We start from the raw sequence: 26,096 nt of genomic DNA, 5'->3' as shown, positions 1-26,096 counted from the left end.
ACAACCTAATGAGATAAAAGATTGGAACAGACAATGACGGAAGCATTTTTGGTCGGGGGCGCGCGCACGCCGGTGGGCCGGTACGGCGGCGCGCTCTCGAGCGTGCGCCCGGACGACCTCGCGGCCCTGGTGGTCAAGCACGCGGTCACCGACGCCGGGATCGACCCGCACGACGTCGACGAGGTGATCCTGGGCAACGCCAACGGCGCCGGCGAGGAGAACCGCAACGTGGCCCGCATGGCCTGGCTGCTGGCCGGCTTCCCCGACACCGTCCCCGGCATCACGGTCAACCGGCTGTGCGCCTCGAGCCTGTCGGCGATCATCATGGCCTCGCACATGATCAAGGCCGGGGCCGCGGACGTCGTCGTCGCCGGCGGCGTGGAGTCCATGTCCCGCGCCCCGTGGGTCATGGAGAAGCCGGCCACCGCGTTCGCCAAGCCCGGGGAGGTCTTCGACACCTCGATCGGCTGGCGCTTCACGAACCCCGAGTTCAAGAAGCACGACAAGATGACCTACTCGATGCCCGAGACGGCCGAGGAGGTCGCCGCCGTGGACGGCATCACCCGCGAGGACGCCGACGCCTTCGCCGTGGCCTCCCACGAGAAGGCGATCGCTGCGATCGACGCCGGGCGCTTCGCCGACGAGATCGTGCCCGTCACCGTCAAGGGCCGCAAGGGCGCCGAGACCGTCGTGGACACCGACGAGGGACCCCGTCCGGGCACCACCATGGACGTGCTGGCCAAGCTGCGCCCCGTGGTGACGCACGGTTCGGTCGTCACCGCCGGCAACTCCTCCTCCCTCAACGACGGGGCCTCGGCGATCCTCGTGGTCTCGGAGCGGGCCGCGGAGAAGTACGGACTGACGGCTCGGGCCCGGATCGTCGACGGCGCCTCGGCCGGGGTGGCCCCGGAGATCATGGGCCTCGGCCCCGTCCCCGCCACGCAGAAGGTCCTCGAGCGCACCGGGTGGGGCATCGGCGACCTCGGCGCGGTCGAGCTCAACGAGGCCTTCGCCAGCCAGTCCCTGGCCTGCATCCGCCGCCTGGGCCTCGACGAGGGGATCGTGAACAACGACGGCGGGGCCATCGCCCTGGGCCACGCCCTGGGCTCCTCCGGCTCCCGGCTGGTCGTGACCCTGCTGGGCCGGATGGAGCGCGAGGGCGCGGAGCGCGGCCTCGCGACCATGTGCGTGGGCGTGGGCCAGGGCACCGCGATGCTCGTGGAGAAAATCTGATGCCCGCCACAGTCCCCGCCGCCGTCGGCGTCCTGGGCGGAGGCCGCATGGGCGCGGGCATCGCCCACGCCTTCCTGCTCGCCGGGGCGCAGGTGACCGTCGTGGAGCGCGACGGCCAGGCCGCCGAGGCCGCGCAGGAACGGATCGAGCGGGACCTGAGCAGGTCCCTGGAGCGCGGGGCCGTGGACGGCAACCTCGACGAGTGGTCGCAGAAGCTGAGCCTGTCCGTGGACCACGCGGACTTCGCCGGGTGCGAGCTCGTTGTCGAGGCCGTGCCGGAGTCCTGGGACCTGAAGGTCTCGGCGCTGCAGCAGGTCGAGCGGCACCTGGCCGAGAGCGCGTGGCTGGCCACGAACACGTCCTCGCTGTCGGTGGACGGGCTGGCCGGGCAGCTGGCCCGCCCCGAGCGGTTCTGCGGTCTGCACTTCTTCAACCCGGTGCCGGCGTCGAAGCTCGTGGAGGTGGTGCTCTCGAAGCACACCGGCGAGGAGCTGCGGGCGCTGTCCGTGCAGTGGGTCGAGGGCCTCGGGAAGACCCCGGTGGTGGTCAACGACGCCCCCGGCTTCGCCTCCTCCCGGCTGGGCGTGGCGATCGCGCTCGAGGCCATCCGCATGGTCGAGGAGGGCGTGGCCTCCCCCGAGGACATCGACAACGCCATGGTGCTGGGCTACCGGTTCCCGGTGGGTCCGCTGGCGCTCACGGACATCGTGGGCCTGGACGTGCGCCTGGGCATCGCCGAGTACCTCGAGTCCGAGCTGGGCGAGCGCTTCGCGCCCCCGCAGCTGATGCGGGACATGGTCGCCCGCGGCGAGCTGGGCCGCAAGACCGGCCGGGGCTTCTTCCACTACAACCGCTGACACCGACCGATAAGCCCTACCGGCCCACGACGGTGCCGGGCCCGAACCTTCGCATGGAAGGCGGTCCGGCCCGGCGCCGTCGTGTCCCTCGATTACCTTTCGGCGGCGTTGGGAGGGTGCGGGTGAGCTGGTCGCGCAGTCGTCCCAGCAGGAGCTGCGAATACGGTTTCCGAAATTTCTATAACTGACCGCAACGCCGGACTAAGATTGCCGTGCCGCCAGATAAGGCGTACCTCTACCGGCTTCTGTTCCTGTACCAGAGGCCTGTAGACGACTCCGCGAGAAGGGACATTGTCACGGACGCTGGAGAGAGTAAGGGAAATGCCCATTTCCGCGCCCACAAGAACCACAAGCGTCCAGGCGTCCGGGGCAACCTGGACGATCCGTGGAACGAAACCTGACCACATCGCCAGCATGTTGAGTCGGTTGGGCAGTGTGGCGCTGGCTCCACCAGGCAAGACGATCCATGCTTCCTCAGCCAGATCCTCTGCGGATACGGCGCCTTGTCCAGCCAACCGGTGGTTCTCCGGCAAGGCAATCAACAGCTCCTCGTGCGTCACGAGGTGAGAATCGACCTCCGCTGGCAAGAAGTCCCACCGGCCGATCACTAGGTCAAGAGAACCGTCCAAAATGCGTTCCAGTCCTACATGGGAGAACTGAGAACTATAGAGTTCGAGGGAAATTCCGGGGCGCTGCTGACGAATCTGGCGTGCGAGCTCTCCGACGGCCTGATTGACAGATGCCCCGGCAAAACCCAATCGAGCTTGCCCGACCTCACCTTCCTGGGACCTGCGGACCACGTCCTTCATCCGTTGGGAGAGCATGACCAACTCACGGGCAGGCTCCAGGAGGGCCTCACCCGAGGGAGTGAGCGCGACATGGCGCGTATTGCGCTCGAACAGCGTGGCTTCCAGTTCCGCCTCCAACTGTCGGATGAGACGGCTGAGCGGCGGCTGAGCCATATGCAACCGCTTGGCGGCGCGACCGAAGTGCAACTCCTCCGCGACGGTGAGAAAAGCACTAGCTTTGTGAACCTCCATCCAGCCATACTATTACGCACACCGGAAAGGTGTCGTAGTAATTTATGGCGGTGGGTTCATCAATGAGGGACTACTGAAGAAGTCAGATAAAACGGCCCTTCGCGGATGAGCATGCGTCGGCGCCTTCCGCCGCGGCCGGTGGCCACCGGAGGTGAGCAGCACGCGTAGCCGGTAGTTGTCGAAGTTCCGGAAGCCGCGGGCGACTCTGCACATCGTCTCGATGACGCCGTTGATTGCTTCCGTGGGGCCGTTCGAGGCGCCAGCGGTGTCGAAGTAGGCCAGGATCGCGGCCCTCCAGCGGCGCAGGGTCCTGCCGAGCCTTACGGTCTCTGGGATCGGGAGGTGTGGAATGCGGCGAGGACCTCGGCGACGAGCGGGCGTCCCCGCTCGGAACGGGCGTGGTAGACGGCTCGCAGCTTCTGGTAACAGTGCCAGGCCAGGGTCACCTCGTGGTGCGGGTCCCCGGCCGCCAGCTTCACGTTCAGGCGGGTGATCTGCTTGGCGATGAGGCGTACCGGGACGAGATGGTCGCCACCGCACGGCAAGAGATCGCTGCGATGGTCCCGGACCGGTCCTGGATGCAGTGGGCTGCGCACCTGGCACCCACCATCACCATCGCCGCCATCACAGCCTGGCCCGACGCCGGTCAGCCCGATCCTGAGACCGCCGCCAAGCGCATCAGACAGACGGTGGTTGCAGTTGTTGATGCAGCTTGCCGGCCACCAGCCTCCTAATCGCAAGGTCACCTGATGGACTCGGCGTCAGTTGTCGGTCAACACGCTAACCATGCTCGTCTGTGAAAGGCCGGTAAACTCAGGGCCGTCCCCTTTTCATCACCGGAGACTACGAGAATCCGTGCCTGGACCAAGGGGAACGGCCAGCAGGTCTCCGACCGTGGGCGGATCCATCAATCCATCAAGAATGCCTACTACGCCACCTTGTGAGCTCCCTTGCGGGTGTTCCGTTCAGGGGATGGCGTCTGCACGAGCGGAGCGGCTCGTCGCGGCAGGCAGACCCTCTCCTTCAGCATGTTGGGGGATAGATCCCGGGGAACAAGGGTTCAATTTGCGCGGCAACGCGCTCATGAATTCGATCCCACATGGCATGGGGACCAAATTTCCGCACAGGAGTTCGTAGGACTTCGTGGATGTAGATGCCGTTGCAATTTTGTGCCACGGCCCAGGTGTCCACGAAGGGAAGAAGTAGTCCGGCTTCGCGCGCTTGGTCGAGGACGGACTTGGTCAGCGCGATGATTTCATCGCCTTGTCTGATGCTTTCAGCACCCAGCTGGCTTCCTGCTGTGAGTCCGTATTGCAGGTACTTCAGGACGTTCTCGGGATCCGTCGTGTAGAACTCGGCCCGCGCCTTGAAGATGGCATAAATGCGGTCGACGTAGTCAGCGGGCGCGCAGGACGTCGGGGCCCGTCGGAGGTCCTCGCTCTTGATGACCTGGATCACCTTGTCCATGCGTTCACCCAGGACCAACAGCAGCAGCTCGTGCTTGCTGGTGACGTACCGGAAGAGCGTGGCTTCCCCGACTTCTGCCGCCTCCGCTATTTCCTTGGTCGTGGTGTGCTCATAGCCGCGTTCGCTGAAGAGCTCTTCGGCGGCCGCACGGATTCTTCGCAGGCGTTCTGTCTTTGCCTTGTCCCGCAGCCCTTGCGGCGGGACGGTCATCGTGTTTTTCACTCGAATCCTTACTCCATCCATTGGGGAATGCGTGCCGTGAGGTCAGACGTGGAACCGCAGGTCCGGCTCAGGGGTGCACTCTGTCCCAGGGCTGCTCAGCCGAAGGTGACGATCTGTCGCACCGCGTTTCCATCTGCCAGTTCATCCATCGCTTCGTTGATCTGTTCCAGCTGGATCACGGATGAGGCCAGCTTTTCTACGGGGAGCCTGCCTTCCCGCCACATCTGTGCGTACACGGGAATGTCGCGGGCAGGGATGGCGGACCCAAGATAGGACCCAACGATAGTGCGCGCTTCGGCGGTCATCCCCAGCGGCTCGATCGCCGACATGGCCCCGGGCGCCGGAAGCCCGACGGTCACGGTGATCCCACCTGGGGCCGTGGCGCGAACCGCAGTCTCGAAAGCACGGGGGTGCCCCGCGGCCTCCACGACCGCATGGGCCTTGATCTGGAGGTCTTCGATCTCCTCGGGAGTGTAGGTCTCCAGGACCCCGAGCTGACGGGCCGCCTTCAGCTTCCCCGGGTTCGCGTCGACCCCGATGACACGTCCGGGGGTGGGCCAGGAGGAAGAGACTGCCATCGCGGTGAGCAGGGCAGCCATACCGACTCCTCCCAGACCGACCACCAGGATGTCCTGGCCCTCGACGGGCCGGGCCGCATTGAGGACCGCCCCTCCACCGGTCAGCACCGCGCATCCGAGCACCGCGGCGACCGCCGGCGGAACATCTTCGCCCACAGGCACCACGGACCGCCGGCTCAGGACCGCGTGGGTGGCGAATCCGGACACTCCGAGATGGTGCTTGATCTCCTCACCGCGCCGGATTCGGCTGTGGCCTCCCGGCAGCAGCCCGACACCGTTGGATGCGCTGCCCACGCTGCAGGGCAGTTTCCCGCCCGTGCGGCAGTTGGCGCAGTCCTCACACCGGGGCAGGAAGACGGTCACCACCCGCTGCCCGGGGGTGATGTCGTGGACGTCGGCGCCCACCTTCTCGACGATGCCGGCCGCCTCGTGGCCCAGCAGCATCGGTACGGGGCGGACCCGGTCGCCGTTGACCACCGACAGGTCGGAGTGGCACACCCCTGCCGCCTCCACGCGGATTAGGACCTCGCCGGGTCCGGGGTCGTCGAGCTCCAGCTCACTCACCGAGATCGGAAGCGAGCGGGCGTACGGCCGTGGCGCGCCGATGGTCTCCAGAACAGCCCCTCGAATCTTCATAATTTTCCTCCAGGTGATTGTGGCACAGGTCACGCTGTGCTTCTATGAGAGCGTAATCCGTACGGAGTGCACTTTCAATAAAGCAACCTGGTGGTTCGTTGCGGCACCTCCGGCACCCCCAGCAGGGGTGTGTGCTCCACGTCGAAGGGAATGGAATTGAAGATTCATCCAGATGCGCTCGAAGGGCTGGTTAGGGATGGCGAGCTGGCCATCCCCTTCTACGACACCGGCTCCGCAGGTGATGGCCGGCCCACGGTCGTCCTCGTGCACGGCACCGGTGGGACTGCTTCGAGCCATTTCCGCACGCTGTTTCCCATGTTCACGACCGGCTTCCGGGTCCTTGCCCTTGATCTGCAGCCCCGTGGAGCTGAGCTGAGCGTGGAGGACTTGTCCTTCCAGGTGGGGCGCGTGCTTGAGGAGCGTTGCCCGGGCCGCCCTGTGCATCTGCTCGGCTACTCGCTGGGGGCTCTGGTCGCCGTGGATATCGCAGCCGCCCACCCGGAGATGGTCTCGACCCTGACTTTGGTGGCCGGGTGGGTCAAGGCGGACGCCCATCAGAAGCTCCGCAACCGCATCTGGGCGCGTCTGTACGACACGGACCGGGACACCCTGCGGGAGTTCGCCACCTGGACCTCCTTCGGTCCTCCCTTCCTGGCCGCGAAGACGGAGTCCGAGATCCAGGCACTCGTCCGGTCGCGGGTCTTCCCGCCGGGCATCGCGGAGCAGATGAGACTCAACCGCGAGGCCGACATCAGCGACAGGTTGGCGGGCGTCATCGCCCCCACCCTGGTTATCGCAGGAACCCACGATCAGATGGTTCCTTCTCGGCAGACCCAGCTGCTCTACGGCGGCATCGTCGATGCACGCTACGCCGTCATCGACGCCGGCCATGCGATTCCGACGGAACGACCGGCGCAGCTGTTCCAGATTGTCGCCGAGTTCGTCCGGAGCCCCTCGCTCGTGCCGGCCGGCGAACTGCTCAAGCCCCTGGCGGTCTGATCCATGGACCACCCCACGTACTCGACACACCTGGAGGAAAGAATGGCAACCGCTGCACCGATGAACTTTCGGACCCACGAACCGGTCGACGTCCTCGTCATCGGGGCCGGCTTCGGCGGGCTGGGCATGGGAACCCGACTGGCCAGGGAGGGCCGGCGGTCTTTCCTGATCCTGGAGCGCGCCCACGAGGTGGGGGGCACCTGGCGTGACAACCACTACCCCGGAGCGGCCTGTGACGTCCCGTCGCACCTCTACTCCTTTTCCTTCCGCTCCAACCCGGAATGGTCGCGCATGTTCGCCCCGCAGAACGAAATCCTCGGCTACCTCCGTCAGGTCGCCGAAGAGGAGAACCTGCTCGAGCGCATCGTCTTCGGCGCAGAGGTCACCGAAGCCCGGTGGGACGAGGAAGCCGCGGCATGGAGCGTCACCACACCCAAGGGAACGTTCACCGGCAGGTCCCTGGTCACCGCCGTGGGCCATCTCTCGGAACCGAAGCTGCCCAGCATCACCGGCTTGTCCGACTTCTCCGGCTCCGTGTTCCACTCCGCACAGTGGGATGACTCGGTCCCGCTGGAGGGCAAGCGGGTGGGCATCATCGGCTCCGGCGCGACCGCTATCCAGGTCCTGCCTGAGGTCGCCAAGATCGCGGGGCAGGTCGTGGTGTTCCAGCGCTCGGCCCCCTACATCACCCCGCGTCCGGATCGGGCTTACACCGATGCGGAGAAGGGCCTTTTCCGGAAGATGCCCGAGACCATGCAACAGCTGCGGGAGGAGATGTTCTGGTCCAACGAAGAGCGCTACGCGCAGCGGCGAGGCACGCCGTCGCTGGTCAGCGCCGCTGCCCAGGTGGCCCTGGACCATCTCCATGCCCAGGTCCAGGACCCTGTTCTGCGGGAGAAGCTCACCCCCGACTACACCTTCGGGTGCAAGCGCGTGCTCAAGTCCAACGACTACTACCCCACCTTCAACCTGGACCATGTCCAGCTGGAGACCGGCGGCGCCGACCGGGTCGAGGGCAATCGCGTGGTCACCGGGCAGGGCGCGGTCCATGAGCTGGACGTGATCATCGCCTGCACCGGCTTCGAGGCCACGGACCTGCCGATCGCCTACCGGGTCTTCGGCCGGGACGGCATGGCCCTGAGCGAGCAGTGGGCCAACGGGATGCAGGCCTACGCCACGACCTCGGTGCACGGTTTCCCGAACCTGTGGGTGATCAACGGGCCCAACACCGGCCTGGGGCACAATTCCGCGGTGTACATCGCCGAGGCGCAGATTGACTACATCCTGGCCGCCCTGAGCTTCCAGGAGGAATCCGACCTGGAGGTGCTCGAGGTCTCCCAGGAGGCCGAGGACGCCTACATGGAGCGGGTGGATCACCTGGCCCAGGGCACGGTGTGGTTGGAGGGTGGGTGCAAGAGCTGGTACGTGGACCACCGCAACGGGCGCTTGACCACGCTGTGGCCCGAACCGGCCTACACCTTCCGCCAGGTCAACGCCGCATTCGACCCGGAACCGTACCTAACCGGTTCCACCGTCGGAAGCAAGACCCTGACCGGAGCCCGCTGACTAAAAGAACCTCTGGGGCATGCCTCCCCTGAGAGGCATGCCCCACCCGAGAGAAGGACCTATGGACACCATCGAGCACCACAAGACCGTGGTCGTCACCGGGGCCGCCGGCGGCATCGGACGCGGCATCGTCGAGACCTTCCTGGCCACCGGCGACCGTGTCATCGCCGTGGACGCCTCCGAGGCCGCCCTGAGCGAACTGCACAGCAGCACGGCGGGAAAGGCGGCAGACCTGCAGACCCTGCACGGCGACGTCACCGACCCCTCCGACTGGGAACGCATCGCCGAGGCCGTCCACGACTCCCCGCACCCGGCTGCCGTACTGGTCAACAACGCCGGCATCTCGCCCAAGCGCAATGGTCAGAAAATTCCCGGTGACCAGATCCCCGCAGCGGAATGGCAGAAGGTGCTGGACATCAACCTCACCGGTCCCTTCCTGGGCATCCAAGCCCTGGTCCCGCACATGAAACGCACCGGGGTGGGACGGATCATCAACATGTCCTCCCTCGCCGGCCGTGACGGTGGCCGTCTCGGCGGGGTCCACTACGCGGCGACCAAGACAGGGCTCCTGGGTCTCACGCGCAGCTTCGCCCGGGAACTGGCCCCCTTCGGCATCACCGTCAACGCCATCGCCCCGGGGCGGATCGCCGCCGGCATGGCCTCCTCCGTTCCGGAGGAGGTGAACCAAAACTACCTCAGCCGCATACCGGTCGGCCGTCTCGGCTCCGCCGACGACGTCGCACAGGCAGTCCACTACTTCGCCCGCCTCGACAACAGCTTCGTCACCGGCGTGACCCTCGACGTCAACGGGGGCTCCTACATGGGGTAGCACCTGTCCACCCATCACCTTCCTCGAAGCACGACCCCCACGAAAGGACCGGCACCCCATGACCAGCTCAGACATACCCGGCAAGGTGGTGCTCATCACCGGCGGCGGCCAGGGCATCGCCGCGGCCACAGCGACCACCCTGGCCGCCCGCGGCGCACTCGTCTCGCTCGTGGACCGCGACCCCGAAGCCCTCCGCTCAACACTCTTAGGCCTGGGCCCTGAGCACCACGGCGTCATCGCCGACGTCACCGACAGCCCATCGCTGGACCACGCCGTACAAAGCACCATCGACCGCTTCGGCAGAATCGATAGCGTCTTCGCCTGCGCCGGCATCGGCAGCGCCTCCACGGTCGCCGCCTCCGAGGTGGAAGCCCTGCTGCGGATCATCGACGTCAACCTCAACGGCGTCATCCGCACCGTCAAGGCGACCCTGCCCGAGATCACCAAACAACGCGGGCACTACCTGCTGATGAGTTCCGCGGCCGCACTGAAGCACATGCCCCGCGCCAACGCCTACGCCGCCTCCAAAGCAGGCGTCGAAGCCTTCGGTGGCGCTCTGCGACTGGAGCTCGCCCACAAGGGCGTCTCCGTGGGAGTCGCACACCCAGCCTGGGTGGCCACCGGCATGATCACCGGCTCCGGCACCCGCACCGGCGACAGCAAGACCCTGCCGTGGCCCTTCAACGTCGTCTCCACCGCCGAAGCCTGCGCCGACCGCCTCACGGACGCCATCGAGCAACGCCACCGCAAGGTCTTCATCCCCCGCAGCCTCGCCGCGATGGACGTCCTGCGCTGGCTCTCCACCGGCCCCCTGTGGGACCGCCGGATGCGCGCCCACGCCGCCGCCACCACCATGGCCCTGGAACAGACCACCTCCCCGATATCGGCGTGAGACAGATCACGAAATGCACTTGTGTCACCCATCACAACCCGGTTAACTGAGACCACACTCCGGACGGAGTGAACTCTCAACAAATTTTCGACGTCATGAGGTTCCCGTGAAAAAGCATCACCTGCGCGCTCTCACTGCCACCTTCGGCATCACCGGTCTGGCCCTGGTCGCCACCGGTTGCGCATCTTCCTCTGCCTCCGGGGAGGACTACCCCACCAAGCCGGTCACCTTCTTGATGCCCTACGCCGCAGGGGGCCCCTCCGACACCACGGCCCGCGCGTACGGTGCCTGCTTGGGCGAGTCCCTGGGCGGCAGCTTCGTGGTGGAGAACAAGGACAGCGGTGCCGGTGCGGTGGCCATGCAGGATCTGGCCAGCGCCAAGCCCGACGGCTACACCGTGGGCCTGAGCACCAACGGGCCTCTCGTGCTCAACCCGATGTCCAATGAGCTGGCCTACTCCAAGGACGACTTCCGGGCCCTGGGGACCATGGCCGAGATCCCGACCATGATCGCGGTCCCCGCCGGCTCGCCCTACACCGACGCCGAAGCTCTCTTCGAAGCGGCCAAGGACAAGCCGGGAGAGATCACTATCGGGGTGCCCGGGGCCACCAGCTCCCTGGCCATCGAGCTGCAGCGGCTGCAGAAGGAGACCGGCATCGAGTTCTCCATGGTCCCCACCTCCGGCAGCGCGGAGATCATCACCAACCTTCTCGGCGGCCACATCGATGCCGCCTTCGTCAACGACCACGTCGACGTGGAAGCACAGGTGAAGGCCGGCAAGATCGTCCCCCTGGCCGCCGCCGGGGAGGAGCGCTCCGAGGCGTACCCCGAGATCCCCACCGCCCAGGAGGCCGGCTACGACCTCGTCACCACCTCCGTCTACGGGCTCTTCGCGCCCAAGGACCTGCCCGACGAGATCGCCACCGGGCTCGAGGGCGCCCTGGAGACCTGCAACCAGGACCCGAAGGTCATCGAGCAGATCGGCGACCGCTTCGTCCCGGACACCTTCTCCACCGGGGAGGAAACTGCCGCCGTGTTCCAGGAGATGCACACCCGCTACGAGCCGCTGCTCGGAAAGTAGCGAGGCTTGAGCACTATGTCGACCGGGGTCATCGACGGAAAGGTGGACGCTCCCATGCCGTCTGCAACTACCGACACGGCAGCATCCGCGCCGGTCACACCTGCAGTGCCCACGGGCACGGCCAGGAAGAAGCGGTCCATCGCCCCGGCTGCGCTCCTCGTACTGGGCGTGGGGGCCGGCATTGGCTCATGGCAGCTGCGGCTGGGCTCCCTGCAGCACCCCGAACCGGGGCTGTGGCCCTTCGCCATCTCCTTGCTGGTGGCCTTCAGCGCTCTGATCCTGCTGATCCGCCCCGGAGACGATCCAGTCGAGCAGTGGACCCGGAAGAGCTGGTCCATCGGCGCCGGCATCGGCATCCTGGCCGCCTTCATCCTTCTCTTCGGCGCGGTCGGGTTCCTGCTCCCGGCAGCACTGACGTTGGGAGTGTGGCTGCGCGTGTTCGGGGGCGAGTCCTGGCGATCCACGCTGGTCCTTGCGATTGCCGGACCCGCCGTCCTGTACGTGATCTTCAACAACCTGCTGGGCGTCCCGCTGCCGGACGACGTCCTGCTCCGTGCCTTCTCCTGATCGGACTCTGACATGGATACCATCAGCAACCTCGGCCAGGGGTTCTCCGTGGCATTCGACCCGATGAACCTGCTCTTCGTCTTCATCGGTGTCGTCGTAGGCACCGCCATCGGCGTACTGCCCGGCCTGGGACCGACCGCCACCATCGCTCTGCTGCTGCCCATCACCTACACGATGGACCCCACCAGCTCCATCATCATGCTCGCCGGCATCTACTACGGCTCGATGTACGGCGGCACCATCACCTCGGTCCTGCTGCGCCTGCCCGGCGAGGCAGCCTCCGTGGTCACCACCTTCGACGGCTACCAGATGACCAAACAGGGCCGGGCAGGTACAGCCCTGGGCATCTCGGCCATCGGCTCCTTTATCGGAGGAACGGTCGCCATCATCGGCCTGACCTTCCTGGCCCCGATGCTCGCCCAGCTCGCCCTGGCCATGGGACCGGCGGCCTATGTTGCGCTCATGGTCCTGGGACTGTTCCTCGTCACCTCTCTGGGAACGGGATCGACTTTCAAGAGCCTGTGCATGGCCGGTGTGGGCCTTCTGCTCTCCACCGTCGGACAGGACCCGATCGACGGCTCGGCCCGCTTCACCTTCGGCCAGGCCCCTCTGCTCAGCGGATTCGACTTCGTCGCGGTCGCCATGGGCCTGTTCGGCGTCGCCGAGCTGCTCCGTTCATTGGAGCAGACCGAGAAGGCCCAGATCGTCAAGACCAAGATCAAGAACATCTGGCCCTCACGCAAGGACATGCGCGACTCCGCCGGGGCCATGGGCCGGGGATCAGTGCTCGGATTCTTCATCGGCATCCTCCCCGGAGGAGGCGGAGTTATCTCCTCCCTGGCCTCCTACGCCATGGAGAAAAGACGCGCCAAGGACCCCAGCCGCTTCGGCAAAGGCGCCATCGAAGGCGTGGCCGGGCCCGAGACCGCCAACAACGCCTCTTCCTCCTCCGCTTTCATCCCGCTGCTGGTCCTGGGCATCCCGGCCAATGTGGTCCTGGCCATGATCTTCGGCGCCCTGCTCATGCAGGGCATCACGCCGGGCCCGCAGCTGATGACCGAACACTCCGACCTGTTCTGGGGCGTCATCGCCTCGATGTACATCGGCAATCTCATGCTGCTGGTCCTGAACATCCCGCTGGTCGGAGTCTTCATCCAGATGCTCAAGGTCCGCCAGGGCATCCTCGTGGCCTTCTCCTTGCTCATCGTGATGATCGGCGTGTACTCGATCAACAACAGCGCATTCGACATGTGGGTCGTCCTGGGCTTCGGCATCCTCGGCTGGATCATGTCGAAGACCGGCTTTGAGCCCGGCCCCCTGGTCCTGGCCTTCGTCCTGGGCCCGATCCTTGAGAAATCCTTCCGCCAGTCCATGCTCGTCTCCGGCGGCAGCCTCGAGATCTTCGTCACCGATCCCGCCTCAGCCGTCATCTTCGCCGCCATCGCAGTGATGATCCTCGCCAAGCTGTTCGGCGGCCGTCTCAAGACACGGCAGTCCCGCCCAGCCACCACCGAGGCCCACGCTGACGGGGAAGATCCGGCAACCGCCATAGCGCCGAACCCGGCCGAGGGGCCGGAGCAACCACGCCCGACCAACAGTTCCGATGCACCCGCCAACACGGAGCAGACGCCCGAAAAAGTGCCGGTAAGCACGAGGTCAGGCACGCCATAGGCGAAGCGCCACAACCGCAACGGCCTCAACCAAGAACCCCATCTGTTGTCGACGCCCTCAGGAGCGGGTCGATGCCCTCCGGCATCGACCCGCTCCGCAGTTACCGCACCGAACCCCCGAAGGCCAGGGGCTGTCCGGTGGCTCATCGCCGAGGAGTTCGGCGATGAGGTTGGTCTGGTCATCTCCACCCGATGGGACGAGGGTGTGGAGATCGATTACTGGGTGTACCCGAGCACTGGGGTCCAGAGGTGGCCGGACCATGGTCGACCTGGCTGTGGCCACGGTCCCGGAGATAAGGCCGAGCCCGGCTCATCGTCCGCGTCGACCGGGCCAAAGCCGCCTCGGCCCGTGTCCTCAGCCGGCGCGGCTTCCATTTGGAGGCCAGTCAGGATGGCTCGGACCGGTACGTCCCGATGCGAACGCAGTAGCTAGCAGCGACCGCCAAGGAACCCCTACTGCAACGAAGAGTCTTGACCCGCCCGGGCTCTCGACCCGGCCGCTTCGTGCTTCCCGTCACTTGGCCGGGTCGAGCTCCGTTTCCCGCTCGTGGAGGTAGACACCCATGGTGAGCATGGTGATGAACTCGAGTGCGAGCACAGCGAAGGTCCACTCCCCCTGGGTGACGCCGAAGAAGACCGCGACCGAGATGACGATGAACAGTTTCATCGCGTCGCTGGTGATCATGGATCGTCCACGGGCGCGCGGGGTATCGATGTAGCCGTGCCCGGGGTAGAATATCCGCCCTTCCACGTGGTCAGGGTCAGCTTCCCCGTGCGCCATCTGCTCGGCCCAGGCACGCCGACGGCGGGCGTAGCGGAACATGCTGATCACCGTGATCACGTACATCAGAGCAATGAGCCCGGTGACGAAGAGGATGACCATCCGCTCGTCCCCGCCGGTGTTCACAGCAGCGCCTGCACCGACGGCCAGAGGCACCAGCCACAGCATCAGTAGCACCTTGTCGACCCTGGTCAGCATCGTCCCCCTCCCCCAGCCATGGCCTGCGGTATCGGCATCCTGGCACGAGGGCACACCACCTGTCTGACCCCTCATCCGGGGCGTGAGTCGGCTCGATGAAAAGCCCGCTCAGGTGCGTCAACTGCATCGCGATGTCCACAGCCAACGACGGCCTCAGATACTCGTCGCTTGCGGCAGCTCCCGGATTCGCCGGTAGAGGGTCGCCCTGGACATGCCGAGGTCGCGGGCGACCTGGGTGGCCGGCTCCCCGGACTCGATGAGCCGCAGGGCGTTGCGGATCTGGGAGTCCGTGAAGGTCTGGCGCCGGCCGCCGAGGTCCTTGCCGGCGGCCCGGCGCTTGGCCACCGAGTCGGTGATCCGCTCCCGTTTGATCTCCAGTTCCATCTGGGCGAGGGCGGCCATCACGGTGAAGACCATCGATCCCATCGGGGTGGCGGTGTCCACGTCTCCTCCACCAAGGTTCAGCACCCGCAAACCAGCACCTCTCCGCCGCAGCGCTTCGGCCAAGGTCAGCATGTTTTGCGTCGACCGCCCCAGACGGTCCAGCGTGGTGATCACCAACGTGTCCCCTGACTCGAGCGCGGCCACCGCTTTGTCGAAGGCGGGACGGGACGCACGCCCTCCAGACACTCCACTGTCCACATACACGTCATCGCGCCGCACGCCAGCGGCAAGGAGGTCAGACACTTGGCGGTCCGCATCCTGCTGCTGCGTCGACACCCTCGCGTACCCGATCAGCTTCCCCACGTCCACCCCATCTGTCTCGCAACTAACGTTGAGTATCCGATTCTAGGGGCACAGAAAAAGCACAAGGATGCGAGACACCCCGAACCGCGGAAACATGCGGGTGAAAATTTCTGGGATGAGACGTCTCGCATCCCTTGCTTTGAAAGACAATTCGACTCATTCTCGCGCGGCGTCAGCCGCCATAGATCTCCCCGCATCACCCTCGTCTGCTCTAGAAACAATGCAGACAATGGACAGTGCGTTCATGGATAGTCGCTGTTCACCTATCTGCAGGTGGTAAAAAAGCCCATTGGTCACCCCAATGTCGGCGTCTATGGATACGCTTGTTCTCAACGCTGGGCATAGGATAAAGATCGGAGGCCGTGGTGGGTTTTGAGGTGTTCGACAAGAGGATGACCCCGCTGGCCAAGGCGCCCAGTGTGACGATCCAGAAGCGCGGGGTGATCTCGCTGAACAAGGCCGCCCACGAGCTCATCGGCAACGCCGAGACGGTGGAACTGCTCTACGACCGCGACCGGAAGGTCATGGCCCTGCGCGGCGCCGATGACTCCTCCCCGCACGCCTACGCGGTCCGGTCCGGCTCCGCGCGCGGGCCCGGGCAGGCCATCGTCTCCGCCACCGCCTTCACCGCCCACTACGGCATCGACACCACCGCCACGAGGCGGTGGAAGCCCTTCGTCGAGAACGGCATGCTCTGCGTGGACCTCACCGAGGAGGGCACCGTCATCACCGGCAACCGCACCAAGACCACCGACACCCCCGCCACGGCCGAGGAAGTCACAGAGGCCCCGGAGGTGCCCCCGGCCCCCGACGACGAGACCACCACGACCGGCTGACCACCGAACCGGCCACCCCAACCGTCACCTGCGCGTCGCCCCCCCCACCCCTGGGAGCGGCACCCCTCACGGCGACCACGAAAGGAACACCCCCATGGTCCAAAGAGTCCAGGTCCTGCTCGAGGACGACCTCGAAGGCGGTCCCGCCGAGGAGACCGTCACCTTCGCCCTGGACGGGCGCGACTACGAGATCGACCTCTCGGCCGCCCACGCCGAACGGCTGCGCGAGGCCTTGCGCCCCTTCGTGGCCGCCGCCCGCAAGGCCACCGACCAGGGCCGCCGCTCGGCTGGCGCCCGCAGCACCCGCACCTCCGGCGGTGATGCGGCGAAGACCGCGGCGATTCGGGCCTGGGCCAGAAAGCACGGCCACCAGGTCTCGACCCGCGGCCGCATCCCCGCCACCGTCCGGGAGGCCTACCACGCCGCCGCCGGAGGCCAACCCTAAGGCACCGCACCTGCTCGCCGCGCCGCGTTCATGCGGCACGGCAGCCCGTATAGCTACTCGATGATGTTGGGCAAGGGGTGCCGGTCTTCCTGCTCTTGCCTTGCGTGACGTGCGCTCCGTCGTGCCTCCCTGCCGGCTGCGTGCGGCAGGGCCCTCACCGGGCACGACCGGAACAGTGCCACCGCGCGCTGCCGGTGGGCACCCGCCGCTGACTCCTGGTGTCTGGCGTCGGTGCGGCCGGGGGCTTCCCGATCCCGGCTCTTTCCCGGGCCTTCAAGCAGGGGTTCGGGGCGCCCCCGTGTACTTCCGGGGCGGGGGCGCCCGTACCGGCACAGGGTCCTGGCGTCCCCGCTCCCCGTGCGCACGGGCCCCGGATAGGCGATAGTGATCCTGCAGTGACTGTCGTCGGAGGAGACGTCATGGCCGAACGGACGGAGAGCACAGACAACAAGGGGTCCGGGCGCCGGGCGCGCTGGGCCCGCTGGCACAGGGAGGCCTCGCCGCCGCGTCCCTGGCGCACCGAGGGCCTGCCGAAGGACGGGGGCGCGCCGCAGAAGCGGAGCTGGTGGCGGACCTGGGGGTGGTTGCTGGCGTGGTGGCTGTTCGTCTTCGCGCTGACCACCGTCCAGGACGTGGGCAGCGCCCGGGTGGCGTCCGTGCCGTACACCGAGTTCACTGCTCAGGTGCAGGACGGCAACGTCAAGGAGGTCTTCGCCCGCGGCAACACCATTGAGGGGGTACTGAAGGAGGCGGCCGATCGCCCCGAGGGCGAGGGCGCGTACACCGAGTTCACCACCGAGCGGCCGGTCTTCGCCGAGGACGACCTGCTCACCGCCCTGCAGAGCGGCGGCACCCAGGTCAGCGCGACGCCGGTGACCACCGAGCGCGGCTTCTTCGCGAACCTGCTCATCTCCCTGCTGCCGGTCGCGGTGCTGGTCGGGTTCTGGCTGTGGGCACTGCGCCGCCAGACCGGCGCCATGGGCGGGATGCTCGGCAGCAAGAAGCCCCGCCGGGTGGACCCGTCCGAGGTCCGGGTCACCTTCGACGACGTCGCCGGCATCGACGAGGTCGAGGATCAGGTCGTCGAGATCGTCGACTTCCTGAAGAACCCCGACAAGTACCGCCGCCTCGGCGCCCGGATGCCCAAGGGCGTGCTGCTGGAGGGCCCGCCCGGCACCGGCAAGACCCTCATCGCCCGGGCCACGGCCGGGGAAGCAGGGGTGCCGTTCTTCTCGGCCAGCGCCTCGGAGTTCATCGAGATGATCGTGGGCGTGGGCGCCTCCCGCGTGCGCGAGCTGTTCGCCGAGGCCCGCAAGGCCGCGCCGGCCATCGTCTTCATCGACGAGATCGACACCATCGGCCGCACCCGCTCCGCGACCGGTTCGGTGGGCGGCCACGACGAACGCGAGCAGACCCTCAACCAGATCCTCACCGAGATGGACGGCTTCACCGGCACCGAGGGCGTCGTCGTGCTCGCCGCCACCAATCGCGCCGACATCCTGGACCCGGCTCTGACCCGGGCCGGGCGCTTCGACCGCAAGATCACCGTCGGGGTCCCCGACCAGCACGGGCGCCAGGAGATCCTGGCCGTCCACACCCGCAAGGTCCCCCTGGCCCCCGACGTCGACCTCGCGCACGTGGCCCGCACTACGCCCGGCATGACCGGCGCCGACCTGGCCAACCTCGTCAACGAGGCGGCGCTGCTGGCGGCCCGGCGCGGCCACGAACAGCTGACGATCCGGGACTTCACCGACGCCCTGGAGAAGGTGCAGCTCGGTGCCGAGCGGTCCGTGGTCCTGCCCCGGGAGGAGCGGCTGCGCACCGCCTACCACGAGGCCGGTCACGCCCTGCTGGGCATGCTTCAGCCCGGGGCGGATCCGGTGCGCAAGATCTCCATCGTCCCGCGCGGCCGCGCCCTCGGGGTGACCCTCTCCACCCCGGACACGGACCGGTACGGCTACGACAGGGACTACCTCAAGGGCCGGATCATCGGAGCACTCGGCGGCATGGCGGCCGAGGAGCACGTCTTCGGCGTCATCACCACCGGGGCGGAGTCCGACCTGCAGACCGCCACCGGCCTCGCCCGACAGATGGTCGGCCGGTGGGGGATGTCGCCCCGGGTCGGCCCGGTGCAGGTCTACCCGCTCGAGGGCGACCCGCGCCAGACCGGGGCATCGGAGGCGCTGCTGGAGGCGGTCGACGAGGAGGTGCGCGCCCTCATCGCCGACTGCTACGCCGAGGCCCGTCGCCTGCTGGCAGACAACCGCGACCGGCTCGAGGCGATCGTCGCCGCGCTCATGGAGCGCGAGAGCCTGGAGGAGACCGAGGTCTACGCCGTCGCCGGGATCGAACGCCGGCCCGCCGCCCCGCAGCTCCTCGGCGCCGCCCCCGGCTCCCCGGCCTCGGTGGACTCCGGCAGCAGCATGGTCGCCACTCACGGGCGCGATGGCTGAGAACGGTAAGGATCGGCGGGATCGCAAGCTCCTGGAGGTCCCACAGCGGCGGAGCTCAGCTGCTACCAGCTCCTGGCGCCGCGCCGGATCGCCGCCGTCGGCACCCCGACTCCCTGCCTCTTCCTGGCCGCCAACATGCGGTCCCACCTGGCCAGATACTACTGGATCCGTCGGAGACCGTGAGTCCAGTACCAGCCATCTGCCTCCGGTGGAGGCCAGTCACTGCCCGCTCGCTATGCTCACTGCCGGCCCGGACGAAGCAGGTGCACGCCTGTGCCCGGTGGCGGCCTCCCGGAGGGCGTGAATAGTGATCTCAACGTCCCCGCACTGCCATCCCGCCCTCCTCAATACCGAAGCAACACGGTCCTCCACCTCGGAGGCGATGGCTGATGCGGCCTGCAAACGATCCAGGGACGCCACCACGGACGGGTCGATGCGCAACTCCAGGGCCACGTCCGCGCGGTCGCCCACGGCGCGCACACGCACCCCGCAGCACGCCGCGACCCGGGCACGGGAAGGTCGTCCAACCCGGCTGGGCGCATCCATCACCGCACCGATCAGGGTCAGCAACGCAGTAGCCGCAGTATGTTGCAACCCCACCACCCCAGGGGTGTCTGCCAACGCGCTGGCCACGGCACGAGCCACCGTACGACAGGTGCCCGCCGGTCGTGCCGAAGAGACAGGACTGTTGATCTGCCGCTGCTCCACCGCGCCCGTGCCGGGGAAAGGAGAACGCAACAGCACAGATAGTATCCAGACGAACGCAGCCTGGCGCCGGCGGTCACCGCCCTCTGAAACGGTGCAGGCCGGCACGCTCGCGCTGATCGGTGTCGTCCCCGAGAGGGCTCTACCAGCACGAGCGAGGAGATGCCATTTCTGGCCCATGAGAACGCACCCTCTCCGTGGCCCCGAAAACACCACGACCGGCCGCTGCGCCTCCCACCCGGAGATGCGCCCCCGGACATGACGCAGATCCCTCCGTGACACCCGCTCACGACGCCGACTCGTGCCCCCGGTGCCCCACCGTGGTACTTCCATAGTGCCCCTCCTCGTGCGCACTCTGGCAGTGACCGATGCATGACCGCAGCCCCACAGTAGGAACGGTGAACACGTACTGACAAGGCAACTCTTGGGTTCGTCGGACCTTTGCACCGCTGCTTGCGAGGCCCAGCTGATCGCCGTGACTACCCAGCGGTGGCTTAGAGGGTCCATCGGCAGCAGCACTGCGACGCCAATTACCGCCAGACCGGTGACCATAAGGGCCGTCACGCCATGATGAGGCCAAAGGCCGTCCCCGCCACAAGACCCCGGAAACGGTGCGTCGCCGCGGTCTTCGCCTTCCCACAGCGGAGGCCAGAATATGGTGAGGTCAGCGAGGGAGGACAGGCTTGTGCTTCCGTGGTGCGATGTGGCCGGGTTCGGCGGCGCCAAGGGGTGCGGATCCGGGCCGTGGTGGTGGGCAGGGATAGTGAGCAGGGAAGGGCATTGATGGAGGTTTGGACGGGCAGTCCCTATCCGTTGGGGGCGACCTATGACGGCAATGGCACGAACTTCGCCCTGTTCAGCGAGGCGGCCACCGCCGTGCAGCTGTGCTTGTTCGACGAGGACGGCACCGAGCACCGGATCGAGTTGGAGGCCGTGGACGCCTTCGTGTGGCACTGCTACCTGCCGCACGTGATCCCGGGCCAGAAGTACGGGTACCGGGTGCAGGGTCCCTATGACCCGTCCCGGGGGGCGCGGTGCAACCCGGCCAAGCTGTTGCTGGACCCCTATGCCAAGGCTATCGCCGGGGAGGTCAGCTGGGGGCCGGCGGTGTTCTCCCACCACCCGGGTGATCCGGGCTCGTTCAACGCCGAGGACTCGGCGCCCTCCACGATGCGGTCGGTGGTGATCAGCCCGTTCTTCGACTGGCAGGGCGACCGGCCCCCGCGGATCCCGTACCACGACTCGGTGATCTACGAGGCGCACGTGAAGGGCCTGACCATGCGCCACCCCGAGGTCCCGGCTGAGGAACGAGGAACCTTTGCCGGGGTGGCCCATCCGGCGGTCATCGCCCACCTCAAGAAACTGGGGGTCACGGCGATCGAGCTGATGCCGGTGCACCAGTTCGTCCACGACGGATTGCTGCTGGAGAGGGGCCTGTCCAACTACTGGGGTTACAACACCATCGGGTTCTTCGCCCCGCACAACGGCTACAGCTCCACCGCTGAGCCGGGACAGCAGGTGCAGGAGTTCAAGGCCATGGTCCGGTCCCTGCACCAGGCCGGGATCGAGGTGATCCTCGATGTGGTCTACAACCACACGGCCGAGGGCAACCACCTGGGCCCCACCCTGGCCTTCAAGGGCATCGACAACGCCGCCTATTACCGGCTGGTGGAGGGCGATCCGCAGTACTACATGGACTACACCGGCACCGGCAACACCGTGAACGTCCGCCACCCCCACGCCCTGCAGCTGATCATGGACTCTCTGCGCTACTGGGTGACCGAGATGCACGTGGACGGCTTCCGCTTCGACCTCGCCTCCGCCCTGGCCCGGGAGTTCTACGACGTGGACCGCCTGGCCAGTTTCTTCGACCTGGTCCAGCAGGACCCGGTGGTCTCCCAGGTCAAGCTCATCGCCGAGCCCTGGGACGTGGGTCCGGGCGGCTACCAGGTGGGCAACTTCCCGCCGCAGTGGACCGAATGGAACGGCAAGTACCGCGACGCGGTGCGCGACTTCTGGCGCGGAGCACCGGCCACCCTGGGACAGTTCGCCTCCCGATTGGCCGGCTCGGCCGATCTCTACGAGTCCTCCGGGCGCCGCCCCTTCGCCTCCATCAACTTCGTCACCGCCCACGACGGCTTCACGCTGCGCGATCTGGTCTCCTACAACGACAAGCACAACCAGGCCAACGGCGAGGACAACAACGACGGGGAATCCCACAACCGCTCCTGGAACTGCGGGGTGGAGGGCCCCACCGACGACCCCCAGGTCCTGGCCCTGCGCGCCCGCCAGCAGCGCAACTTCCTGGCCACCCTCCTGCTCTCCCAAGGGGTGCCGATGCTGGTCCACGGGGACGAGCTGGGCCGCACCCAGGGCGGCAACAACAACGCCTACTGCCAAGACAACCAGCTGACCTGGGTGCACTGGGAGCAGGCCGACAAGCCGCTGACCGAATTCGTCGCCGCGCTGTCCCGGCTGCGCCACCAGCACCCCACCTTCCGGCGCAACCGGTTCTTCAGCGGCCGACCCGTGGAACGCGAGAAGGGCCAGCCCTTGCCCGACATCGTGTGGCTGAACCCTGATGCATCACCCATGGTGCCCGCCGACTGGGGGCAGCCGCTGGCCCGCGCCCTGGGCGTCTTCTACAACGGGGCGGCCATCGGCAAGGACTGGCGCGGACGCACCATCACGGACGTGAACTTCCTGCTGTGCTTCAACTCCCACGACGGCCCCGTGACCTTCACGCTCCCACCTGTCGAATACGCCCCGCAGTGGGAAGTGGTCCTGGACACCGCCGGCAAGAGCGCGGGCACCCGGCTCGTGGCCGCCGACACGCCCTTGGAGGTGGTCGGTAAGTCCATGCTCATTCTGCGCGCCTACACTGCCCCGCCGGCAGAACCCGACCACTCCGTGGCCGCCTCGCTGGCCATCCTCACCGCCGGCACTGACATGGCGGCCGCCCCTTCCAACAGCTGAAGATTCTTGCGCGGAAGAACCGCACCGGCACCGGGCTGCTCACTCGCCGCCCCGGCCCATGGCCAGGCACCAGCACGGGGTCGAACCAAGCCACGCTCCGGGATCATTTCTGAGGGCACGGCAACCCCGCCACGACGTTCGGGGCCTCGAATCTGCCTCGGCCCAGCGTGGGCGCCGGAGCCCGGGAATGGGGGGACCGCAGGCTTGCGTTAAGACCAGTGCCCACCGTGTGGGCGGTGCCTGCTAGCACAACTGGTAGTTGCACCGGTTTCTGGTACCGGGGGTTCCAGGTTCGAATCCTGGGCAGGCAGCACGGCCCTGCTACCGCACAAGGTGCGGTTACGGGCCGGCCCGGCCAGCTGTTCTGTCCTCGACCATGGGTCGAGGACAGAGCGAGCCCAGGGCCGGCTATTCCCCCGGCGACCGCTTCTATTTCAATGAGCGCGGATCCACGATCGGCCTGGATGATGTTGCACCCACCCTGAGAACAGACCTTTTGTTGCCCGTCTGCGGTGCTTATCCTGGAGATGTCCCAACAAGAGCACCTCCGGCCCCCCTCGACGGGTCCACGGCCTCCGGTTGACGGCCGCCCCGACGTTGCCGGGGCCGGTACCCAGGAGAGGAGGCAAGTGATGGCTGGATTGATGCGCAGGGACACCTTCGACGTGCTGGAGCCGTTCCGACGGCTCCTGGAAGGCGACCTGCAGCCCGACCTGCCAGTGTCCTGGCCCAAGGTCGAGGAGTTCCAGGACGGGGAGGCCATGGTGATCCGGGCGGAGCTGCCCGACATCGACCCGGAGCAGGACGTGGAGCTCACCGTGGTCAACGACACGTTGCGCCTACGGGCTGAACGCCGCCAGAAGTCCGAGCACAAGGACAAGGCCACCTACCGCTCGGAGTTCCGCTACGGGTCCTTCATGCGCACCTTGCCGTTGCCGGCCGGGACCAAGGAAGAGGACATCACCGCCACTTACAAGGACGGGGTGCTGGAGGTACGGGCCCCGGTGAAGCAGTCCTACGAGCTGCCCGGGACCAAAAAAATCCCCGTCACCCGCGGCTGAACTCAACCCCCTGACCAGCAGGGCGGCGGGGCCCCGAGAAATCTTCGGGTCCCCGCCGCCCTCTCATGTGATGCGCCGCTGAGACGCACAAGCCGACCGAGTCGATGGCCGTGATCTGCAAGCGCGTCCACCCGCGGCAAACCCCGAAGAATCGGGCACATCCACACTGCCACCGATAGCAACAAGCGAAATCGGACTCGGGACAGCGGGCTAGCGAGCAGGAACAGCGCCGGCCCATCCTCCGGTAGTCGCGCAAGCATGTGGCGATGCCGCTCCTCCGCTAAACACGCCACCAGTACGGTCATCTCGCGGGCTGACGGGTGGCCCTGACAGCCCGTACATTCACAACAAATTGACCTCCGATCACAGCACGCACCTGTCTCACAACCTGCTGTGTCCTATAACCCTTGCCTTACAAGGCATTTCACTAGTTACCCTTCCGATCCCTACCCAACTTTGGAGTGCATGCGTTACTGATCAGGGAGGTACTTCGCCGTGGACTACCGAGGACTGTGGAATCAATCGGAATAAACTTATGTAGAGGTACGGAGACATCAGGGGAAGTCGCCGCTATGGCAGAGACCATTTTTACTGCTACCACCGTGACATGGGTCCTAATTCGCCACACCAGAAAGCACCGGCTTACGGACGAGCGACCGGAAATGTAACCATAGGGTCATGGTTGAGATCACCGCCGATGATCTAGCACGAGCTTTGGAGGGCGCAGCATCATCGTTCGCCCCTGGGGAACTCGCCTACTTGGCGTTGACGTCGAAAGTGGAACTGCCGCTGCGCGACCGCCTTGCCTGGAGTCTGTATACGAGCAGGCCCGACTTAGTGATCGCTCGCGAATGGCATCGTAAAGGGAAACGCATCGACCTGGCACTCCTCAACCGAGGGGCTACACCGATTGCATTGGTGGAAGCCAAAGCCCTGTACTCATTCGACGTAGTTACCCCAGACCGCGCCAACGTCCGCAAGTACACCCGCATGGTCGAAGCCGATATGGCGAAGGCCTTCAAACTCCTCGATGGACACTCGGCCCCGGTCTTCGCACTCGTCCTGATCACACATCCAATGGGTGTACCCCCGGACCTCGGCGGCGTGATCAAGTACCGCCCTGGTATCGAAACTGCTCTCACCCGTGCCACTCAGGGGGACATTCGGACCGGCGCATGGGCAACTCTTTCATCGGCGCTGGAGCCGATGGGGCCAGCCGTCTACGGCTCATTGATGGCAGGGAAGGCCTTCGGCGTGGAGGTGATTGTCGATTACTGGATTGTTGGACCAACAGTTGATCGGCGAGGCGAACACGTATCGGCATCTTTAACGGGCAACCGCATTGACGGCCAGAGCAGAGGAATTCGGAATCTAACAGCCGGAGATTCCCCATAAAATGTTTCGCATTTTAAGGGTTAGTAGACCGGGGCCAGGGTCAGCAATCCGGGGCGTCCTCGCCGCGCACGACGTCCAGGCTGGCCTCCCGCGCCCAGGCGTTCCACTGCTCGGCCGCGCGGACAGCGTCCTCCCGGCGCCAGTAGAAACCGTCCAGGGACAGGACAACCTCCCAGCCGCCGTGGCCGTCAGTGTTCGGCCGTGTCTGGATCACGCGCAACGTGTGCGGGATCGGGCCCTTCCCTAGGAAATCAGCGGCGGAGTCCATCGGGGGTTCCTCTCTTGGGGCGACGTGAACCAACCCTAGAGCTCGGGCGGGGCCTCCCGGCGGTCAGGGCCGGGGAAGCCGGCGACACGGGCTCTGATCCCCCCACGGGTCTCCCAGCACAGTCACGCTGGAGGCATGAGCGAAGAAATGATGTGTGAAGTGGCCGGTTGCGGCAACGAATCCGTGACCCTGTTGCCCGTGGCGAACTACGGGGCGGAGACGCTCCCGGAAATTGCGGCGTCCCCGGCATGGCACTGCTGCGCGGAGCACGAGGAATTGCTCTGTGAGAGGTACACGGCCGGTGTCGTCCTCGCTATCGCCGAGGGCGAGAAAGCCGGCCGGCCGCTGCTCCCAGAGGACGTACAAAGGGTTTGCGATCAGCTCCAGAGCATGAGGAATCCGCGGGCCCGGGCCGTCCAAGCGTTCCTAGCCGGTCTCCCGGGTACAACTAGGCGCTCACCGGAGTGAAATCGGCAGCTTCAGAAGTGCGGATTTCCTCGGAGAGGTGGAACTCTTCGGCGTCGGCCTCGGTGCGGAACTCCACGACCTCCACATCATGAGCCGCTAGGTGTTGCGGGGCATGAGGTTCTTGGC

Annotated in this window: 23 protein-coding genes, 1 tRNA gene and 1 pseudogene; 18 read left to right on the top strand and 7 right to left on the bottom strand. The window is 66.6% G+C overall.

Features of this window, described 5'->3' with window-relative positions; translation table 11 throughout:
- The first annotated feature begins 33 nt into the window (after positions 1-33).
- Together AS188_RS15780 and AS188_RS15775 are read left to right on the top strand one after the other, a co-directional pair.
- Positions 34-1,233: a thiolase family protein gene (locus tag AS188_RS15780; RefSeq protein WP_058860019.1), complete on the top strand. Its 1,200-nt coding sequence runs from the start codon at positions 34-36 to the stop codon at positions 1,231-1,233.
- Entirely contained in the window at positions 1,233-2,090 is an 858-nt protein-coding gene (locus tag AS188_RS15775; protein ID WP_058860018.1) for a 3-hydroxyacyl-CoA dehydrogenase family protein, read from the top strand. Before AS188_RS15780 ends, AS188_RS15775 begins: the two co-directional genes overlap by 1 nt.
- 92 nt (positions 2,091-2,182) lie before the next feature.
- Here AS188_RS15775 and AS188_RS16695 read toward each other — a convergent pair whose 3' ends face one another.
- Positions 2,183-3,130 (bottom strand): LysR family transcriptional regulator, encoded by a 948-nt coding sequence (locus AS188_RS16695; protein WP_083529620.1) that lies wholly within the window; start codon positions 3,128-3,130, stop codon positions 2,183-2,185.
- A gap of 42 nt (positions 3,131-3,172) precedes the next feature.
- The gene (locus tag AS188_RS16690; protein ID WP_236945157.1) at positions 3,173-3,670 is read right to left on the bottom strand and encodes a transposase; all 498 of its coding nucleotides are present in this window, start codon (positions 3,668-3,670) and stop codon (positions 3,173-3,175) included.
- Here AS188_RS16690 and AS188_RS17155 point away from each other — a divergent pair.
- Together AS188_RS17155 and AS188_RS16685 are read left to right on the top strand one after the other, a co-directional pair.
- Complete coding sequence (locus AS188_RS17155) at positions 3,580-3,864, top strand: hypothetical protein (RefSeq protein WP_169798028.1); 285 nt, start codon at positions 3,580-3,582, stop codon at positions 3,862-3,864. The two genes, AS188_RS16690 and AS188_RS17155, sit on opposite strands and share 91 nt — an antisense overlap.
- Before the next feature lie 111 nt (positions 3,865-3,975).
- Positions 3,976-4,074, top strand: a pseudogene (locus tag AS188_RS16685) (Lsr2 family DNA-binding protein); the annotation flags it as partial.
- Between the two features lie 79 nt (positions 4,075-4,153).
- Here the strand turns inward: AS188_RS16685 and AS188_RS15765 are convergent.
- Together AS188_RS15765 and AS188_RS15760 are read right to left on the bottom strand one after the other, a co-directional pair.
- Complete coding sequence (locus AS188_RS15765) at positions 4,154-4,819, bottom strand: TetR/AcrR family transcriptional regulator (protein WP_058860016.1); 666 nt, start codon at positions 4,817-4,819, stop codon at positions 4,154-4,156.
- Positions 4,820-4,914: 95 nt separating this feature from the next.
- A complete protein-coding gene (locus AS188_RS15760) occupies positions 4,915-6,033 on the bottom strand; it encodes an alcohol dehydrogenase catalytic domain-containing protein (RefSeq protein ID WP_058860015.1) in 1,119 nt (372 codons plus the stop codon).
- Between the two features lie 150 nt (positions 6,034-6,183).
- Here AS188_RS15760 and AS188_RS15755 point away from each other — a divergent pair, with 150 nt between their 5' ends.
- The 7 genes from AS188_RS15755 (at position 6,184) to AS188_RS15725 (ending at position 13,638) form a co-directional block, all read left to right on the top strand.
- Positions 6,184-7,032, top strand: coding sequence for an alpha/beta fold hydrolase (locus AS188_RS15755; RefSeq protein ID WP_058860014.1), 849 nt, complete (start codon positions 6,184-6,186; stop codon positions 7,030-7,032).
- Positions 7,033-7,092: 60 nt separating this feature from the next.
- Positions 7,093-8,598 carry a flavin-containing monooxygenase gene (locus AS188_RS15750; RefSeq protein WP_058860013.1) on the top strand — a complete coding sequence of 502 codons (1,506 nt, stop codon included), beginning with the start codon at positions 7,093-7,095 and terminating at the stop codon, positions 8,596-8,598.
- Positions 8,599-8,659: 61 nt separating this feature from the next.
- Positions 8,660-9,427 (top strand): SDR family NAD(P)-dependent oxidoreductase, encoded by a 768-nt coding sequence (locus AS188_RS15745; protein ID WP_058860012.1) that lies wholly within the window; start codon positions 8,660-8,662, stop codon positions 9,425-9,427.
- A 58-nt stretch (positions 9,428-9,485) separates the two neighbouring features.
- Positions 9,486-10,319, top strand: a complete 834-nt coding sequence (locus AS188_RS15740; RefSeq protein ID WP_058860011.1) for an SDR family NAD(P)-dependent oxidoreductase — start codon at positions 9,486-9,488, stop codon at positions 10,317-10,319.
- A 106-nt stretch (positions 10,320-10,425) separates the two neighbouring features.
- The gene (locus tag AS188_RS15735) at positions 10,426-11,400 is read left to right on the top strand and encodes a tripartite tricarboxylate transporter substrate binding protein (RefSeq protein ID WP_147050632.1); all 975 of its coding nucleotides are present in this window, start codon (positions 10,426-10,428) and stop codon (positions 11,398-11,400) included.
- A gap of 54 nt (positions 11,401-11,454) precedes the next feature.
- Positions 11,455-11,967 (top strand): tripartite tricarboxylate transporter TctB family protein, encoded by a 513-nt coding sequence (locus AS188_RS15730; protein ID WP_169798029.1) that lies wholly within the window; start codon positions 11,455-11,457, stop codon positions 11,965-11,967.
- 12 nt (positions 11,968-11,979) lie between these two features.
- On the top strand, positions 11,980-13,638 hold the full coding sequence (locus AS188_RS15725; protein WP_083529614.1) for a tripartite tricarboxylate transporter permease: 1,659 nt from the start codon (positions 11,980-11,982) through the stop codon (positions 13,636-13,638).
- 513 nt (positions 13,639-14,151) lie between these two features.
- Here AS188_RS15725 and AS188_RS15720 read toward each other — a convergent pair.
- Both AS188_RS15720 and AS188_RS15715 read right to left on the bottom strand, forming a co-directional pair.
- Complete coding sequence (locus AS188_RS15720; protein ID WP_058860008.1) at positions 14,152-14,616, bottom strand: hypothetical protein; 465 nt, start codon at positions 14,614-14,616, stop codon at positions 14,152-14,154.
- A gap of 153 nt (positions 14,617-14,769) precedes the next feature.
- Positions 14,770-15,363 (bottom strand): recombinase family protein, encoded by a 594-nt coding sequence (locus AS188_RS15715; protein ID WP_058860088.1) that lies wholly within the window; start codon positions 15,361-15,363, stop codon positions 14,770-14,772.
- A 362-nt stretch (positions 15,364-15,725) separates the two neighbouring features.
- On the opposite strand from AS188_RS15715, the gene AS188_RS15710 reads away from it, so the two are divergent.
- The 7 genes from AS188_RS15710 to AS188_RS17005 all read left to right on the top strand — a co-directional run bounded on the left by AS188_RS15710 (position 15,726) and on the right by AS188_RS17005 (position 25,234).
- A complete protein-coding gene (locus AS188_RS15710) occupies positions 15,726-16,199 on the top strand; it encodes a hypothetical protein (RefSeq protein ID WP_147050751.1) in 474 nt (157 codons plus the stop codon).
- Between the two features lie 94 nt (positions 16,200-16,293).
- The gene (locus AS188_RS15705; RefSeq protein ID WP_058860006.1) at positions 16,294-16,644 is read left to right on the top strand and encodes a histone-like nucleoid-structuring protein Lsr2; all 351 of its coding nucleotides are present in this window, start codon (positions 16,294-16,296) and stop codon (positions 16,642-16,644) included.
- Positions 16,645-17,063: 419 nt separating this feature from the next.
- Entirely contained in the window at positions 17,064-19,097 is a 2,034-nt protein-coding gene (gene ftsH / locus AS188_RS15700) for an ATP-dependent zinc metalloprotease FtsH (RefSeq protein ID WP_083529613.1), read from the top strand.
- A 1,488-nt stretch (positions 19,098-20,585) separates the two neighbouring features.
- Positions 20,586-22,778 (top strand): glycogen debranching protein GlgX, encoded by a 2,193-nt coding sequence (glgX, locus tag AS188_RS15690; RefSeq protein WP_058860004.1) that lies wholly within the window; start codon positions 20,586-20,588, stop codon positions 22,776-22,778.
- Between the two features lie 237 nt (positions 22,779-23,015).
- Positions 23,016-23,089: transfer RNA gene (locus AS188_RS15685), tRNA-Gln, on the top strand.
- Between the two features lie 321 nt (positions 23,090-23,410).
- Entirely contained in the window at positions 23,411-23,839 is a 429-nt protein-coding gene (locus tag AS188_RS15680; protein ID WP_058860003.1) for an Hsp20/alpha crystallin family protein, read from the top strand.
- A gap of 678 nt (positions 23,840-24,517) precedes the next feature.
- The gene (locus AS188_RS17005; RefSeq protein ID WP_147050706.1) at positions 24,518-25,234 is read left to right on the top strand and encodes a hypothetical protein; all 717 of its coding nucleotides are present in this window, start codon (positions 24,518-24,520) and stop codon (positions 25,232-25,234) included.
- A 40-nt stretch (positions 25,235-25,274) separates the two neighbouring features.
- Here the strand turns inward: AS188_RS17005 and AS188_RS15675 are convergent, their stop codons facing one another.
- Positions 25,275-25,448 (bottom strand): hypothetical protein, encoded by a 174-nt coding sequence (locus AS188_RS15675; protein ID WP_157570935.1) that lies wholly within the window; start codon positions 25,446-25,448, stop codon positions 25,275-25,277.
- Between the last annotated feature and the right edge of the window lie 648 nt (positions 25,449-26,096).

The sequence above is a fragment of the Kocuria flava genome, from assembly GCF_001482365.1.
Taxonomy (GTDB): domain Bacteria; phylum Actinomycetota; class Actinomycetes; order Actinomycetales; family Micrococcaceae; genus Kocuria; species Kocuria flava.
The sequence above is the reverse complement of the archived record's forward strand: the minus strand, read 5'-3'. Positions and strand labels throughout refer to the sequence as shown.